12 protein-coding genes are annotated in these 14,720 nt (G+C 72.2%); 9 read left to right on the top strand and 3 right to left on the bottom strand.

From position 1 onward, the window contains the following. Window positions 1-17: 17 nt before the first annotated feature. Window positions 18-875 carry a fumarylacetoacetate hydrolase family protein gene (locus JOD49_RS07210; RefSeq protein ID WP_205308856.1) on the top strand — a complete coding sequence of 286 codons (858 nt, stop codon included), beginning with the start codon at window positions 18-20 and terminating at the stop codon, window positions 873-875. An 84-nt stretch (window positions 876-959) separates the two neighbouring features. Here the strand turns inward: JOD49_RS07210 and JOD49_RS07205 are convergent, their stop codons facing one another. Next, entirely contained in the window at window positions 960-1,829 is an 870-nt protein-coding gene (locus JOD49_RS07205; protein WP_205306566.1) for an SMP-30/gluconolactonase/LRE family protein, read from the bottom strand. Between the two features lie 229 nt (window positions 1,830-2,058). Between JOD49_RS07205 and trpS the strand changes: the two genes are divergently transcribed. Continuing rightward, window positions 2,059-3,201: a tryptophan--tRNA ligase gene (gene trpS / locus JOD49_RS07200; RefSeq protein WP_205306565.1), complete on the top strand. Its 1,143-nt coding sequence runs from the start codon at window positions 2,059-2,061 to the stop codon at window positions 3,199-3,201. Between the two features lie 113 nt (window positions 3,202-3,314). Here trpS and JOD49_RS07195 read toward each other — a convergent pair whose 3' ends face one another. Next, window positions 3,315-5,168: a phosphoenolpyruvate carboxykinase (GTP) gene (locus JOD49_RS07195; protein WP_239526038.1), complete on the bottom strand. Its 1,854-nt coding sequence runs from the start codon at window positions 5,166-5,168 to the stop codon at window positions 3,315-3,317. Between the two features lie 216 nt (window positions 5,169-5,384). On the opposite strand from JOD49_RS07195, the gene JOD49_RS07190 reads away from it, so the two are divergent. Continuing rightward, the gene (locus tag JOD49_RS07190) at window positions 5,385-6,878 is read left to right on the top strand and encodes an XRE family transcriptional regulator (RefSeq protein WP_205306563.1); all 1,494 of its coding nucleotides are present in this window, start codon (window positions 5,385-5,387) and stop codon (window positions 6,876-6,878) included. On the opposite strand, the gene JOD49_RS07185 is transcribed toward JOD49_RS07190, so the two are convergent. Further along, window positions 6,839-7,978, bottom strand: coding sequence for a hypothetical protein (locus JOD49_RS07185; protein ID WP_205306562.1), 1,140 nt, complete (start codon window positions 7,976-7,978; stop codon window positions 6,839-6,841). The genes JOD49_RS07190 and JOD49_RS07185 overlap by 40 nt on opposite strands. 165 nt (window positions 7,979-8,143) lie before the next feature. Here JOD49_RS07185 and JOD49_RS07180 point away from each other — a divergent pair, with 165 nt between their 5' ends. From JOD49_RS07180 to JOD49_RS07155, 6 genes are all read left to right on the top strand, one after another. Then, complete coding sequence (locus tag JOD49_RS07180) at window positions 8,144-9,418, top strand: hypothetical protein (protein WP_205306561.1); 1,275 nt, start codon at window positions 8,144-8,146, stop codon at window positions 9,416-9,418. A 94-nt stretch (window positions 9,419-9,512) separates the two neighbouring features. Then, window positions 9,513-9,734 carry a hypothetical protein gene (locus JOD49_RS07175; protein WP_191791882.1) on the top strand — a complete coding sequence of 74 codons (222 nt, stop codon included), beginning with the start codon at window positions 9,513-9,515 and terminating at the stop codon, window positions 9,732-9,734. After that, a complete protein-coding gene (locus JOD49_RS07170; protein ID WP_239525158.1) occupies window positions 9,731-10,003 on the top strand; it encodes a DUF7455 domain-containing protein in 273 nt (90 codons plus the stop codon). The genes JOD49_RS07175 and JOD49_RS07170 overlap by 4 nt, the downstream gene beginning before the upstream one ends. 280 nt (window positions 10,004-10,283) lie before the next feature. Then, window positions 10,284-12,599, top strand: a complete 2,316-nt coding sequence (locus JOD49_RS07165) for a chemotaxis protein CheA (RefSeq protein WP_239526037.1) — start codon at window positions 10,284-10,286, stop codon at window positions 12,597-12,599. Next, window positions 12,596-13,006, top strand: a complete 411-nt coding sequence (locus tag JOD49_RS07160) for a chemotaxis protein CheW (protein ID WP_205306559.1) — start codon at window positions 12,596-12,598, stop codon at window positions 13,004-13,006. The genes JOD49_RS07165 and JOD49_RS07160 overlap by 4 nt, the downstream gene beginning before the upstream one ends. A gap of 59 nt (window positions 13,007-13,065) precedes the next feature. Beyond that, window positions 13,066-14,676, top strand: coding sequence for a methyl-accepting chemotaxis protein (locus JOD49_RS07155; RefSeq protein ID WP_205306558.1), 1,611 nt, complete (start codon window positions 13,066-13,068; stop codon window positions 14,674-14,676). Window positions 14,677-14,720 lie beyond the last annotated feature (44 nt).

Raw genomic sequence — 14,720 nt, 5'->3', positions numbered from 1 at the left:
GCAACCCCGTGCAGCACCTGCAGCTCATGCGCCTCGGCCTTCCCGGCCAGGAGCGCCCCGTCGTCCGCACCGCCGACGGCACCACGTACTCGCTCGACCCCCTGACCCGTGACGTCGACGGTGCGTTCCTCGCGGACGACGGCGTCGCCAGGGTCCGCGCGGCCCTCGACGCGGGCGAGCTGCCCGTCGTCGCGGACGCCGACGCGCTGCGCGTCGGGGCCCCGGTCGCCCGCCCCACGGCCGTCGTGTGCGTCGGCATGAACTACGCCGCGCACGCCGCCGAGTCCGGCTCCGAGCCGCCGACCGTCCCGATCATCTTCTGGAAGCACTCCAACACCGTCGTCGGCCCCGACGACGACGTCCTGCTTCCCCCGGGCGCGCTGAAGGTCGACTGGGAGGTCGAGCTCGCGATCGTCATCGGGAAGAAGGCCCGCTACCTCGCGTCCCCCGCGGACTCGGCCGCGCACGTCGCCGGGTACACGGTGTCCAACGACGTGTCCGAGCGTGACTACCAGATGGCCGTCTCGGGCGGCCAGTGGTCCAAGGGCAAGAGCTGCGAGACCTTCAACCCGATGGGTCCCGCGCTCGTCCCGGCCGACCAGGTCGACGCCTCGAACCTACGCCTGCGCTCGTGGGTCAACGGGGAGATCCGTCAGGACTCCTCGACGGCCGACATGATCTTCGACGTCGACTTCCTCGTGTGGCACCTGTCGCAGTACATGGTGCTCGAGCCGGGGGACGTCATCAACACCGGGACGCCCCAGGGCGTCGCGCTCTCGGGCCGTTTCCCGTACCTGGTCGACGGCGACGTCATGGCCGTCGAGATCGAGGGCCTGGGACGCTGCGAGCAGAAGGTCCGCGACGCGGTCGTGTGATCCTGTCCTGCGCCCGCCGAGATGCTGCTCGTGGTCGCCCCGCCCACCACGGCGGCGACCACGAGCAGCATCTCGGCGCGGGGATCAGCCCGCGAACGGCAGGACCGGCAGGCCCCGCACACCAGGGACGACCCGGAAGACCGACCCCGCGTCGAGCTCGGGCTCGAACGGCTCGCCGATCATGAGCCGTGACGTCGTGATGAACAGCTCGTCGAGGTCCGCACCGCCGAACGTGCACGCCGTGACGTGCGAGGCGGGCAGGTCGACCACGGTGGTCAGCGTCCCGTCCGGCGCGTAGCGGTGCACCGCGCTGCCGCCCCACAGCGCGACCCACACGCCGCCCTCGGCGTCGACCGTGAGCCCGTCGGGCAGGCCGTCCGCGCGCGGGATCTCGACCAGGACCCGCCGGTTCGCGAGGGGCTCGTCCGCGCCGGCGTCGTAGTCGAACACGTCGACCCGGGACGTGAGCGTGTCCACGTAGTACGCCAGCGTGCCGTCGGGCGAGAAGCCCAGCCCGTTCGAGCACGTGACGCCCGACAGCACGAGGCGAGCGGCGCCGTCGGGCTCGACGCGGAACAGGGCGCCCGCGCCCGACCGGTCGTCGAACGGCATGGACCCCGCGTAGAACGCGCCGTCCGGGGTGGTCGAGCCGTCGTTGAGGCGGACCGTCGGGTCGCTCCAGAGCTCGGGGAAGGGGCGCACGGGGGAGTCGGGCGCCTCGTCGTCCACGAGCGCGAGCCCACGCTCCAGCCCGACGACGTAGCCGCCCCGGGAGCGCGGGCGCACCATGGTCGCGTAGTCACCCACGTGGCGGCGGGACACCGTGGCGTCGGGCTGCAGGGTCAGGAGGTCGCCGGCCATCATGTCGACGAACCGCAGCCCGCCCCAGGTCGGGGACCACACGGGCCCCTCGCCGTGGTGGGCGACAGGACCGGTGATGTTCTCGGCACGCATGAGGCTATTGTCCCGGACCGTCGAGGGGGACGTGCGCAGCCGCCGAGGGGGACGGCCCGGGCCCCGAGGGGGACGCGAGGCGTACCCTTGGCCCCATGACAACGCGCAACTGGTGGTGGCTGCCCTCGCAGCCGTGACCAGTCGTGTCCCCGAGCTGCCCTCCGTGCAGCCCGGGTCGGCCCTCCGTCGCCTCCGGCGAACGAGGGCGGCTCCTGACCCCAGGAGCACCATGACCCTCACCAGCGCGGCCACCGCCGCAGCCACGACCCCAGCCCAGGGGACCCGCCCGCCCGAGGCGGGCTCCGCCGTCGGGACCCTCGACGCAGCCCGTGCCCGCAGCCTCGAGGTCGAGGCGCGGATCGCCGCGAACCCCGCGGAGTTCCGCGTCCTGACGGGCGAGCGCCCGACGGGCGCGCTGCACATCGGGCACTACTTCGGGACCATCGCGAACCGCGTGCGGCTCCAGCAGGCGGGCGTCGAGGTCTTCCTGATCCTCGCCGACTACCAGGTCATCACCGACCGCGACGAGGCAGGCGACCTGCGCGCGACCGTGCGCGAGATCCTGCTCGACTACCTGGCGGCCGGGATCGACCCGGACCGGACCACGGTCTTCACGCACAGCGCCGTCCCCGCGCTCAACCAGCTCCTGCTGCCGTTCCTGAGCCTCGTGAGCGTCGCCGAGCTCGACCGCAACCCGACCGTCAAGGCAGAGACCGCGGCCACGGGCGGCCGGGCCATGAGCGGGCTCATGCTCACCTACCCCGTGCACCAGGCCGCCGACATCCTGTTCTGCCACGGCAACCTCGTGCCCGTGGGGCAGGACCAGCTCCCGCACCTCGAGACGACGCGCACGATCGCGCGCCGCTTCAACCAGCGGTACGCCGCCGCGAGCCCGTACTTCCCGGAGCCCGACGCGCTGCTCGCGCCCTCGCCCACGATCCTCGGGACCGACGGGACCAAGATGAGCAAGAGCCGCGGGAACACGCTGCCGCTCGGGGCGGGCGAGGACGAGACGGCCCGGTGGGTCAAGCGGGCCAGGACCGACGCCGAGCGGGCCATCACCTACGAGCCCGAGACCCGACCCGAGGTCGCAAACCTCCTGACGATCGCGTCGCTGTGCACGGGGCGCACGCCCGAGCAGGTCGCGGACGAGGTCGGCGACGCGGGAGCCGGGAGGCTCAAGGCGCTCGTGACCGAGGCGCTCGTCGAGCACCTGCGCCCGATCCGCGCGCGGCGGGCGGCGCTCGCAGCAGGTGACGGACCCGACGTGCTCGACCTCCTCGCGCGCGGCAACGCGCGGGCCAACGAGATCGCGGACCGCACGCTCGACGACGTGCGCGAGCTCATGGGCATGGTCTACCGCCGAGGGTGACGTGGCTGGCTGCCGGGGGTGACACGAACGCTCGCCGAGGGTGACATCAGATGTCACCCTCGGCGAGCGTGTCGGTCACCCTCGGCGAGAAGGGGCTCAGCCGGGTCCTCGTCTCACTCGGCCCCGAGGCGCGACCGCAGACGCGCGAGCTGCGCCCACAGCTGGTCCGGGACCCGGTTGCCGAACGTGTCGAAGAACTCGCTCGTGAGCTCGGTCTCCGCGAGCCACGAGGCGGCGTCGACCTCGAAGAGCGCCTCCAGGTCGCCTTCCGGCAGGTCGAGCCCGTCGACGTCCAGCGCACCGGGCGCCGGCAGCAGCCCCACGGCGCTCGTGACGGCCCCCGCGTCGGTCCGCAGGCCGCGCGAGCGGTCGACCTGCTGCGCGATCCACTCGACCACCCGCGAGTTCTCCCCGAACCCGGGCCACAGGAACGAGCCCTCGGCGTCCTTGCGGAACCAGTTGACCTGGAAGATCTTGGGTCGCTTCTCCGGGTCGAGGCCCGCGCCGACGCTCAGCCAGTGCGCCCAGTGGTCGGCCATGTTGTAGCCGCAGAACGGGAGCATCGCGAACGGGTCGCGGCGCAGCTCGCCCAGGGCCCCCTCGGCGGCCGCGGTGCGCTCGGACGAGATGGTCGCGCCCATGAACACGCCGTGCTCCCAGCTGTACGCCTGCGCGACGAGCGGCACGTTGGTCGCGCGCCGACCGCCGAAGACGATCGCGTCGATCGGGACACCCGCGGGGTCCTCCCAGGAGTCCGCGATGGTCGGGCACTGCGCGGCCGCGACCGTGAAGCGCGAGTTGGGGTGCGCGGCGGGGGTGTCGGCTCCGGGGGTCCAGTCGTTGCCGAGCCAGTCCGTGAGGTGCGCGGGCGCCTCGGGGGTCAGGCCCTCCCACCAGACGTCGCCGTCGTCGGTCAGGGCGACGTTGGTGAAGATGGTGTCGCGGTCGAACGTCGCGACCGCGACGGGGTTGGTGTCGATCCCCGTGCCGGGGGCGACGCCGAAGAACCCGGCCTCGGGGTTGATCGCGCGCAGCGTCCCGTCGGGTCCGGGGCGCAGCCACGCGATGTCGTCCCCGATGGTCTCGACCTTCCACCCGGGGACGGTCGGCTGGAGCATCGCGAGGTTCGTCTTGCCGCACGCCGAGGGGAAGGCCGCGGCCAGGTGGTAGGCGCGTCCCTCGGGGGACGTGGCCCGGATGAGCAGCATGTGCTCCGCGAGCCACCCCTCGTCGCGGGCCATGGCCGAGGCGATGCGCAGCGCGAAGCACTTCTTGCCGAGCAGCGCGTTGCCGCCGTACCCGGAGCCGAAGGACCAGATCTCGCGGGTCTCGGGGAAGTGGGCGATGTACTTGGTGTCGTTGCAGGGCCAGGGCACGTCCTCGGTGACCGCGCCCGTCTCGTCGATGAGCGGTGCGCCCACGCTGTGCACGGCGGGCACGAACGGCGCCCCTGCGTCGATCAGCGCGAGGACGTCGCTGCCGACCCGTGTCATGACGCCCATGCTCACGACGACGTAGGGGGAGTCGGTGACCTGGATGCCGGCCTGCGAGAGGGGGCCGCCGACGGGGCCCATCGAGAACGGCACGACGTACATCGTGCGACCGCGCATCGACCCGTCGAACACGCCGCGGAGCTCGGTCCGCATGGCGTCGGGCTCGCGCCAGTTGTTGGTGGGGCCCGCGTCGGCCTCGTCGCGCGAGCAGATGAAGGTGCGCGACTCGACGCGGGCCACGTCGCTCGGGTTCGAGCGGGCGAGGTAGCTGCCGGGGCGCAGCTCGGGGTTGAGGGGCAGGAGCGTGCCGGCGTCGACCATGAGGTCGACGAGCCGCTGCTTCTCGGCCGCGGAGCCGTCGCACCACACGACCGCGTCGGGCTCGGTGAGCTCGGCGATCTCCCGGACCCAGGCGCGGGGGTCGCGGTCGGCGCCCCGGGAGCCGGCGCCAGGGCCGAACGCGGCACCTGCCATCGCGGTGGTGAGCACGTCGGGCAGCTCCTCGGTGAGGGCGGCGTGGCGGGTGCGGCGGGGATTGGCGGTCGCGGTCATGAGGGTCTCCGGTCCTGGGTGGTCGTCGGGTCCACCCGGTGGGTGTCGGTGCTGCTGTTTCCACCCTCGACCCGGATCACCTCGGTTTTCCACCTGAGAGGCTGTCAAGAATGGCGGATCTTGACATAGAGTCAAGGAATGGCCGTCGACGAAGACCGCAAGATCCCCACGACCCCTGAGATCGCCGCTCCGGCGGGCACCGACCTCATCACGCTCGGACGCCGGATCCGGTACTTCCGGACCGGCCGGGGGCTCACGCTCGACGCCCTCGGTGCGCGGGTGGGGACCACCGCGAGCCTCCTGTCGCTCATCGAGAACGGGAAGCGCGAACCGCGGCTCTCGCTGCTCCAGGCGCTCGCGGGCGCTCTCGACGTCGCGGTGGGGGACCTGCTCGCGGACGAGCCGCCGTCGCGCCGGGCCGCGCTCGAGATCGAGCTGGACCGTGCGCAGCGAGGCCCGCTGTTCGCGACGCTCGGCCTCCCGTCGGTCAAGGCGTCGCAGAAGCTCCCGATGCCCGTCCTGGAGAACCTCGTCGGCCTGCACGGCGAGCTCGCACGCCGCGCGTCCGAGGCCATCGCGACGCCCGAGGAGGCGCGCCGCGCCAACACCGAGCTGCGTCTCGAACGGCAGTCCCGCAACAACTACATCCCCGAGCTCGAGGACCTGGCCGAGGAGATGACACGCCGTGCGGGCTACCGGTCGGGCGCCCTGACGCACCGGACGGTCGCTCGCATGGCCGAGCAGCTCGGCTTCACGCTGCTGCACGTCGACGACCTGCCGCACTCGACCCGCACGGTCACGGACCTGCGCAACGGCCGCATCTATCTCCCGCCGGCCTCGATCCCCGGCAGTCACGGGCTGCGCTCGCTCGGCCTCCAGGCGATCGCCCACCGCGTGCTGGGGCACCAGCGCCCGACGTCCTACGCGAACTTCCTGCGCCAGCGCGTCGAGATCACCTACTTCGCGGCGTGCTGCCTCATGCCGCAGTCGGCGGCCGTCGAGTTCCTGGAGCAGCGCAAGAAGGAGAAGGACCTCGCGGTCGAGGACTTCCGCGACGCGTTCGGCGTCTCGCACGAGGCCGCGTCGCAACGCTTCACGAACCTCGCGACGTCCCGCCTGGGCATCCCGGTGCACTTCATGCGCGTCGGTGACGACGGTGCCCTGTACCGGGGATACGCGAACGACGGCCTGCCGTTCCCGGCCGACGTCACGGGCGCGATCGAGGGCCAGCTCGTGTGCCGCCGGTGGGCCGCGCGCGAGGCGTTCACGCGCCGCGACCGCGCCACGGAGTCCTACCAGTACACCGACACCCCGGCGGGCACCTTCTGGTGCAGCACCCAGACGGGCACGACGACGACCGGCGAGTTCTCGATCACGGTCGGGGTGCCGTTCGCGTCGGCCAAGTGGTTCCGGGGGCGCGAGACGACAGCGCGTCGTGCCTCGACCTGCCCCGACGAGGCCTGCTGCCGCCGGCCCGCGGCCCAGCTCGCACGCAACTGGGAGGAGGTCGCCTGGCCGAGCGCGCGCATGCACCAGTACGTCCTGTCGGCGCTGCCGTCCGGGGCGTTCCCCGGCGTGGACGCCTCGGAGGTCTACGCGTTCCTCGAGAAGCACGCGCCGCGTGAGGGGTGACCCTCCTCGTCGTGGTGCGTGACGTCGTCGGGCGCGGTGGCCGTCCGGGTCAGCTCGGCGACCTGACCGAGCACCTCGGCGGTCTCGATCTCGACGCGCAGCTCGATGCGGTCGAGTCCCAGGGCCGCGGCGTCGGCGACCGTCCCGAGCAGCACGCGCAGGTCGGCGACGGCGGCGGAGACGGCCTCGACCGTGGTCGCGCGTTCGGCCCGCGCGGTGACGAGCCCGAGGCTCAGGCCGAGGTCGTCGACGACGTCGGGGCCCGCTGACAGGAGCGTCGACGCCGCCCTGGCCAGGGCGCCGACGTGCTGCCCCAGCTCGCGGGCCGGCAACCGCGCGGAGGCGAGATCGGTCACGCGGTCGTCGAGCTCGCGTGCGACGAGGGTCGACGACGCGTCGCGCAGGTCCTCGACGTAGGTGCGGTGGCCCGTGCCCTCGGCGAGGGGGCGCTGGGTCCGGTCGAGGGCCCAGGCCGGGTCGCGCCCCGCGGCCTGCAGGAACGCGTCGAGGTCCACGGCGTCGAGCACCTCGTCGTCGTCGCCCGCGAGCCAACGTTCGACCCGGGCGAGGTGAGCAGGGTCGTCGACGTCGAGCCCGACGGTCGCCAGCACGTCGAGCCAGGTGCCGGTGATCGGGTCGTACAGCGGCACCAGGTCCTCGTCCCCGGGGCCGAAGGCCCTGACGTGGCGCCCGTGGTGCGGGTCGTGCAGGAGCACCCACTGCTCGCCGTCGATGGACACCGGGCCGGACTCGGTCATCTCGAGCGCGACGCGGGTGGCCCACTCGTCGTAGGTCTCGCCCCAGGTCTCGCCCGTCATCGGGTCGCGGAGCGTGATCGGCGACCGCAGGCGTGCGGGCAGCCACAGGAGGGGGTGCCACATCGCGGCCGGTCGCAGGCCGGGCCAGCGGCGGTGCCCGGCGGGCACGGTCCACGGCATGGGCAGCGGGCTGGCCGTGAGCGGGGAGAGCAGGAGCTCGCCGTCGTACAGGCCCGTGAAGGCGCGCCACAGGTGCAGCCGCCCCGCCGTGTCGAGCACCGACGCGGGCAGCAGGAGATGTTCCCCGGGCCCGACGTCGAGCGCTCGGCGCCTGTGCTCCACGTTCGTCCTCTCCTCGCCTGACGGTCTCGGGCTGCCTATGCCGGACGAGCACGGGCCAGCCTGCGTCGCCGGGAGGCGCGCCCTCGGAACGAGTGTGACGGACGTCACAGTGCCGAAAGGGCTCGGAGGCCCGAATTTCGCGAGCACGCCGCACACACACGTGCCATGCAGACCATCACCGTCACCGCCGACGTCGACGTCGATGTCGCCGCCGCCGTCCGAACGACCGTCCACGACCGCGCGAGCGACGAGCTCGATCGCACCACGACCGACGTCGCCCGACGGGTGCGCGCGGGGGACCTCACCGAGCGTGAGGCCCGGATGATCGTCTTCGAAGCGGTGTTCCGCACGGGCATCGTGCGCTCCGAGACCACGCGCTACTGCCATCGCCACGGCATCGCCCGCTTCCTGCACGACGACATGGTCGACGCGGCCGTGGACTTCTACACCCGCAAGATCCTCGACCTGCCGAGCGGCGACGGGACCGAGGGGGACTCCCGAGGGCGCAACGGCACCAAGTTCTTCGACCTCGAGGTCTTCGCGGGCGGTGCGAGCGCAGCCGGCTCGATCCGCCAGGCACTCGGTGACTACACGCTCATGCACCGCACCCTGCTGCGCAGCGTGCGCTCGGCCCGCAAGGTCGGACAGATCGTCTCGACCGACCTCCTGGAGGGCACGATCGACAGCGAGGGACGCCTCGCGGGGCTCGTGCACGAGCTGCCCGTGGTGCCCGACCTGGCGGTCCAGGTCCTCGACGCGGGGCGCGACGAGGACCTCGACCGTCTCTACGCCGCGCACGAGAGCGCTGCCACCCGCCAGCGCGGCGTGCTGCGCATGCACATCGACGCCGCGGCGATCCGCGACGCGTTCGACCTGCCGACGCTCGAACGTCCTCTCGACCCGGACGTCCGGGCCCGCATGCTCGCCTGGATCGAGGAGGACGAGGAGCTCGCCCTGCGTTCGGTCCTCGTGATCGGCACCTCCCCGTCGGACCCGCGCGTCACCACGCTCTCCGGCCTGTGGGCGTCCTACGAGGACGAGCACCTCGAGACGGTCGCCACGCACGAGTACGGGCAGAAGATCGCCCACCTCCTCGTGCGCGACGTCCTGGCGGACCGTGCCCGCCCCGGGCGGCCCGCACTGTCCCGCACCCGGGTCGCGGTCAAGCAGGCCGTCGCGGGGTGCGGTGTCGACGCGGCGTGGGTCACCGAGCTCACCGCGGTGTTCGTCGAGCACGAGCACGAGGCCCGTTCCGCCTGGGACCCGGACCGGGGGACCGGTGAGTCGACCCGCGACACCACGCGCTACCTGGACGCTCTCGCGGCCGCCGCCGCGCTGCCGGGTTCGCCCCTCGGTCGCACGCCCCTCGACGTCCGCAGCCTGCTCGCGGACGTCGTCGCCGCCGCACGACAGACGACGAGGATCGCCGAGGCCGGCTGACCGGCCGCCGCAGCCGCGCCGGACGACGGCCGACCTGGCTGCATAGGAAGCAGGACCGTCGACGCCTCGACAGAGGCACCGAGAGGAGCACCCCATGGCTGCGACCCCCGCACGCCCGAGACCCAAGACCATCGCCGAGCGCTGCGCTCCCCTGACCAAGGAGCTCGCGCGTCGACGCGCAGGCGCCCCTCTCTACCCCGGCGACGTCCACGAGCAGATCGCCTCGCTCGTCGACGAGCTCGTCATCCAAGGACTGACCCGTGCCGAGGCTGCGGGACTCGTGAACCGCGCGGCCCAGAAGGCCACCGCGGCATGAACCACCTGCGGCGACCGTGGGAGCCCCCGGACGCCGACCCGCACGACGCACTCGACCGGTGCGACCAGTGCGACGCGTGCGGCGCGACGGCCTGCGTCCGCGTGACCGTCGCCGGTCGGAGCCAGCTCCTCTTCTGCGACCCGCACTACCGCGCGCACGAGGGCGCGATCGTCGCCGCCGGGTACGCGGTGCGCGACGAACGACGCACCCTCGACGAGGACATCGCCCTCGCGCTCGCCCTGGCACGAGCGCTCGACAGCGCGGCCTGAGCGACACCCGGGCCGACCCGCCCGTCTCCGGGCCCGCCCGACGGCTCCCGCTCGGGACCGGACCGTGCGAGCGGGCGGGACCGTGCGAGCGGGCAGGACCCGGCGGGCACGGCTCCGGGCGCCAGGGATCACCCCCACCAACCGCACGAGCCGACCGACAGTCCCCGACGACAGCCCCGGCGGACGCGGGGGCTGGGGACCTGGGTCCCTGACGACAGGTCGCCCGAACCGGCGACGACGACGATGCCAGCGATGGCGTGGAGGTGCGGGCGTGGACGAGATGGACGAGATCGTCCACGAGTTCTTGGTCGAGTCCTACGAGAACCTCGATCAGCTGGACCAGGACCTCGTGGCGCTGGAGAGCGACCCTTCGTCGCGCGTGCTGCTCAGCAGCATCTTCCGCACCGTGCACACCATCAAGGGGACGAGCGGCTTCCTCGGGTTCGGCAACCTGGAGCGGGTCTCGCACGTCGGGGAGTCGCTGCTGTCCGAGCTGCGCGACGGCCAGCGCCTCATGGACCCGCAGGTGGCGGACGTCCTGCTCGCGCTCGTCGACACGCTCCGCGCCATCCTCGCCAAGGTCGAGGCAGGGGTCGGGGACGACGTCGACGTCGAGCCGATGGTCGACCAGATCGTGGCCGTGCAGGAGGGGACGGCGACCGCCGAGGGGCCGACGGCGGCGGGCGAGCCGGCCGTGACCGAGACGGCCGTGACCGAGCCGGTCCCGGCCGAGGCTGCTGCGACCGACCCCGGGGAGGCCGAGGCCGGAGCGCTCGAGGCCCCCGACGCCGTCGACCCGCTCCCCGCGCCGGCCCCCGCCGTGACGACACCCGCGCCCGCCGCTGCCGCCGCACCCAGGAGCGAGGAGATCGAGCTGCCCGGCCGGAACGCGGCCGACGGCTCCATCCGGGTCGACGTCGACCTCCTCGACTCCCTCGTGCGGCAGGTCGGCGAGCTCGTGCTCGTGCGCAACCAGTTCGACCGCATCGCCGGAGCGGGCGAGGACCAGGAGACCAAGCGGTCCGCGCAGCGTCTGAGCCTCATCGCCTCCGAGCTGCAGGAGGGCGTCATGCGCACCCGCATGCAGCCCATCGAGCACGTGTGGTCGAAGATGCCGCGCATCGTGCGCGACCTCGCGAAGATGCTGGGACGCGAGGTGCGCGTCGAGATGACCGGTGGCGACACCGAGCTCGACCGTTCGCTGCTCGAGGCCGTGAAGGACCCCCTGACGCACCTGGTGCGCAACGCCGTCGACCACGGGATCGAGGCGCCCGACCAGCGGCGCGCCGCGGGCAAGGCCCCGCAGGGGCTCGTGTCGTTGCGCGCGTACCACTCGAACGGGCAGGTCGTCGTCGAGATCACCGACGACGGTGCGGGCATCGACCCCGAGAAGGTGGGTCGCTCGGCGGTCTCGAAGGGGCTGCGCAGCGCCAACGAGATCGCGGCGATGTCCTCCTCCGAGGTGCTGGACCTGCTGTTCCTGGCCGGGTTCTCGACCGCCGCGAAGGTCACCAACGTCTCGGGTCGCGGCGTCGGGATGGACGTCGTACGGACCAACATCGAGGCGATCGGTGGGTCGGTCGACGTCGAGTCGACCGTCGGCAAGGGGACCACGTGGCGGATGCGCATCCCGCTCACGCTCGCGATCCTGCCCGCACTGACGGTCACGTGCTGCGGCTCGGTCTACGCGATCCCGCAGGTCAGCCTCCTCGAGCTCGTCGCACTCGGAGGGAACGACACGCGGATCGAGCACGTCGGCACCGCCCCGGTGTTCCGGCTGCGCGGGACGCTGCTCCCGCTGGTCTCGCTCGCCGAGGTCCTGGACCTGGCCGCCGAGTCGGAGGGCCGCGTCATCGCGGTCGTCGAGGCCGACGACCAGCGGTTCGGCGTGATCGTCGACCGCGTCCTCAACATGGAGGAGATCGTCGTCAAGGGACTCGCCAGCCGCCTCAAGCAGATCGGCATGTACTCGGGTGCCACGGTGCTCGGTGACGGCGGGGTCGCACTCATCCTCGACCTTCCCGCGATCGCCAGACGAGTGCTCAGCACCGAGATCGCGGACCTCGCCAAGGTACGCCGACAGACCGCGGTGCAGGCGGTGAAGGCACCCCAGCAGGTGCTCGTGGTCGCGGCCGGGGAGCGTCGCGTGGCGATCCCGCTGTCCGCGGTCACGCGGCTCGAGCGGATCCGCACGGACCGGATCGAGCAGGTGGGGACCCGAGAGGTGCTCCAATACCGGGGCGCGCTCGTCCCGCTGATCCGGCTCGACCGCGTGCTGGGTGCCGTGGGTGGCCCGACCGGTGACGAGCTCGACGTCGTCGTGTACACCCGAGGTGGCCGGAGCATCGCGATGGCCGTGTCCGAGATCCTCGACATCGTCGAGGACGACGCCCGCCTGCACAGCGACATCGACGACCACGGCCTCGTGGGATCGACCGTCCTCGACGAACGCGTCACCGAGCTGCTCGACGTCCACAGCGCCGTGCGCGCCGCCGACGCGGGATTCTTCGACGACGACCACGACACCCACCGCGACCCGGACGGCACCGCCGACCGGGCTCCCCTCGACGACGACCTCCTGGCAGGTGTGCGATGAGCACCAGACTCGTGACCTTCACGCTGGGCGACCGGCTCTGCGGCATCCCCGTCGACCGGGTCCAGGAGGTCCTCCCGAGCCGTCCCCGCACGCGGGTACCGCTCGCCCCCGACGACGTCGCCGGCCTCGTCAACCTCCGGGGACAGGTCGTGCTCACGGTCGACCTGCGTCGTCGCCTGGGGATGCCGCCGCACGACGGCGAGCAGATGATGGCCGTCGTCTTCGTGGGCGACGAGACCGTGAGCCTGCTCGTCGACCGGATCGGCGACGTCCTCGTGGTCGACGAGGACCAGTTCGAGCTCCCTCCCCAGACTCTCTCCGAGGCACTGCGTGCCGTGATCCTCGGCACGTACAAGCTCTCCGACCGGCTGCTGCTCGCTCTCGACGTCGATGCCGTCGCGTCGTAGGTCGCCATGAGCAGATCGAGCAGCGCCCCCCTCACCCACCACGCAGCACAGGAGTTCGCATGTCCACGCCCCTGACCCCCTCGGCCGCTCGTGCGCGCCGGTTCCGATTCACCGATCTCTCCGTCCGGACGAAGATCATCACGGCCCTCGGCGTGCTCGCTGCCGTCCTCCTGGGATGCGTCGGGTTCGCCGTGCAGGGCCTGCGGGCGAGCTCGAACGACATCGAGAGGGTCGAGTCCGTCGGGAGCACGAGCCTGCAGTACCTGGCCGACATCGACCACAACACCCAGGTGGCCTGGCGCCTGACCTGGCAGTACGCCATCCAGGTGCCGCTGCGCAGCGCGCTCGTCTCGCAGATGGGCGCCGTGGACGCGACCATCGACGAGGCGATCGTGAGCTACGACGACGTCCTGGGGACGAGCGTGGATCCGAACTGGGAGTCCTTCAAGACCGAGTGGGCGCAGTGGCAGGACTACCGCGACGAGACGCTCCTGCCGGGCGTGGCGTCCGGGACGGCCGCCGCCGACGTCGAGTCCCGCAACGAGGAGATGATCGAGACGTACGTCGCGTCGCTCGACCGGGCGGTCGACGCGGCCAACGCGTACGCGAAGTCGGTCGCGGACGACGCCGAGGAGCGTGCTCAGCAGACCAACCTCCTCATGATCGTGCTGACCGCGGTCGGCCTCGGGATCGCACTCGTCGTCGCACTCGTGGTCGCGAACGGGATCCGCCGCTCGGTCGAGGAGGTGCGGAGCTCGTTGGTCGCCCTCGCCGAGGGGGACCTGACGGTCCGGGCCGACGTGGACAGCCGCGACGAGATCGGCCAGATGGCGGTGTCGCTCTCCGCCGCGCAGACGAGCCTGCGCGAGCTCATCGGTTCGGTCGCCGGCACGGCCCAGGAGGTGGCCGGTGCCGCGGAGCGGCTCTCCGTCGCCGGTGCGCAGTTCTCGGCGTCGTCGGAGGAGACGGCGGCGCAGTCGGGGGTGGTGGCTGCGGCTGCTGAGCAGGTGTCGCAGAACGTGCGGACGGTGGCTGCGGGGGCGGAGCAGATGGGGGCGTCGATCCGGGAGATCGCGCAGAACTCGAACGAGGCGGCGAAGGTGGCCAATCGTGCGACGGATCGTGCGGCGTCGACGAACGTGACGGTGCAGAAGCTGGGGACGAGTTCGCAGGAGATCGGTGATGTGGTGAAGGTGATCACCTCGATCGCGGAGCAGACGAATCTGTTGGCGTTGAACGCGACGATCGAGGCGGCTCGTGCGGGGGAGGCGGGCAAGGGGTTCGCGGTGGTGGCTTCTGAGGTCAAGGAGCTGGCGCAGGAGACGGCGAAGGCGACGGAGGACATCGCTCGTCGGGTGGAGGCGATCCAGGACGACACGTCGAGTGCGGTGGGGGCGATCGGTGAGATCGCGGACATCATCGGGCGGATCAACGACTATCAGCTGACGATCGCCTCGGCGGTGGAGGAGCAGACCGCGACGACGACGGAGATGTCGCGTGGTGTGTTGGAGTCCGCGACGGGTGCTTCGGAGATCGCGGGCAACATCACGGGCATCGCGACCGCGGCGTCCTCGACCGCGGAGGCGATCCAGCAGATGAACGACTCCATCGCCGAGCTCGCCCGCATGAGCGCCGACATGCAGTCCGGCGCATCGAAGTTCGTCTACTGACGCAGGACGAGACCCCACCAGCCAGGATCTGACGGAAGGGACAG

The sequence above is a fragment of the Oerskovia jenensis genome, from assembly GCF_016907235.1.
GTDB lineage: Bacteria > Actinomycetota > Actinomycetes > Actinomycetales > Cellulomonadaceae > Oerskovia > Oerskovia jenensis.
Note: the sequence above shows the minus strand (reverse complement) of the source record. Positions and strands in the feature narration are given on the sequence as shown.

Coding starts and splice junctions, on each gene's coding strand:
- JOD49_RS07205 (WP_205306566.1), bottom strand. CDS start 1,829: ATGCGTGCCGAGAACATCACCGGTCCTGTCGCCCACCACGGCGAGGGG.
- trpS (WP_205306565.1), top strand. CDS start 2,059: ATGACCCTCACCAGCGCGGCCACCGCCGCAGCCACGACCCCAGCCCAG.
- JOD49_RS07195 (WP_239526038.1), bottom strand. CDS start 5,168: ATGGCAGGTGCCGCGTTCGGCCCTGGCGCCGGCTCCCGGGGCGCCGAC.
- JOD49_RS07190 (WP_205306563.1), top strand. CDS start 5,385: ATGGCCGTCGACGAAGACCGCAAGATCCCCACGACCCCTGAGATCGCC.
- JOD49_RS07180 (WP_205306561.1), top strand. CDS start 8,144: ATGCAGACCATCACCGTCACCGCCGACGTCGACGTCGATGTCGCCGCC.
- JOD49_RS07175 (WP_191791882.1), top strand. CDS start 9,513: ATGGCTGCGACCCCCGCACGCCCGAGACCCAAGACCATCGCCGAGCGC.
- JOD49_RS07170 (WP_239525158.1), top strand. CDS start 9,731: ATGAACCACCTGCGGCGACCGTGGGAGCCCCCGGACGCCGACCCGCAC.
- JOD49_RS07165 (WP_239526037.1), top strand. CDS start 10,284: ATGGACGAGATCGTCCACGAGTTCTTGGTCGAGTCCTACGAGAACCTC.
- JOD49_RS07160 (WP_205306559.1), top strand. CDS start 12,596: ATGAGCACCAGACTCGTGACCTTCACGCTGGGCGACCGGCTCTGCGGC.
- JOD49_RS07155 (WP_205306558.1), top strand. CDS start 13,066: ATGTCCACGCCCCTGACCCCCTCGGCCGCTCGTGCGCGCCGGTTCCGA.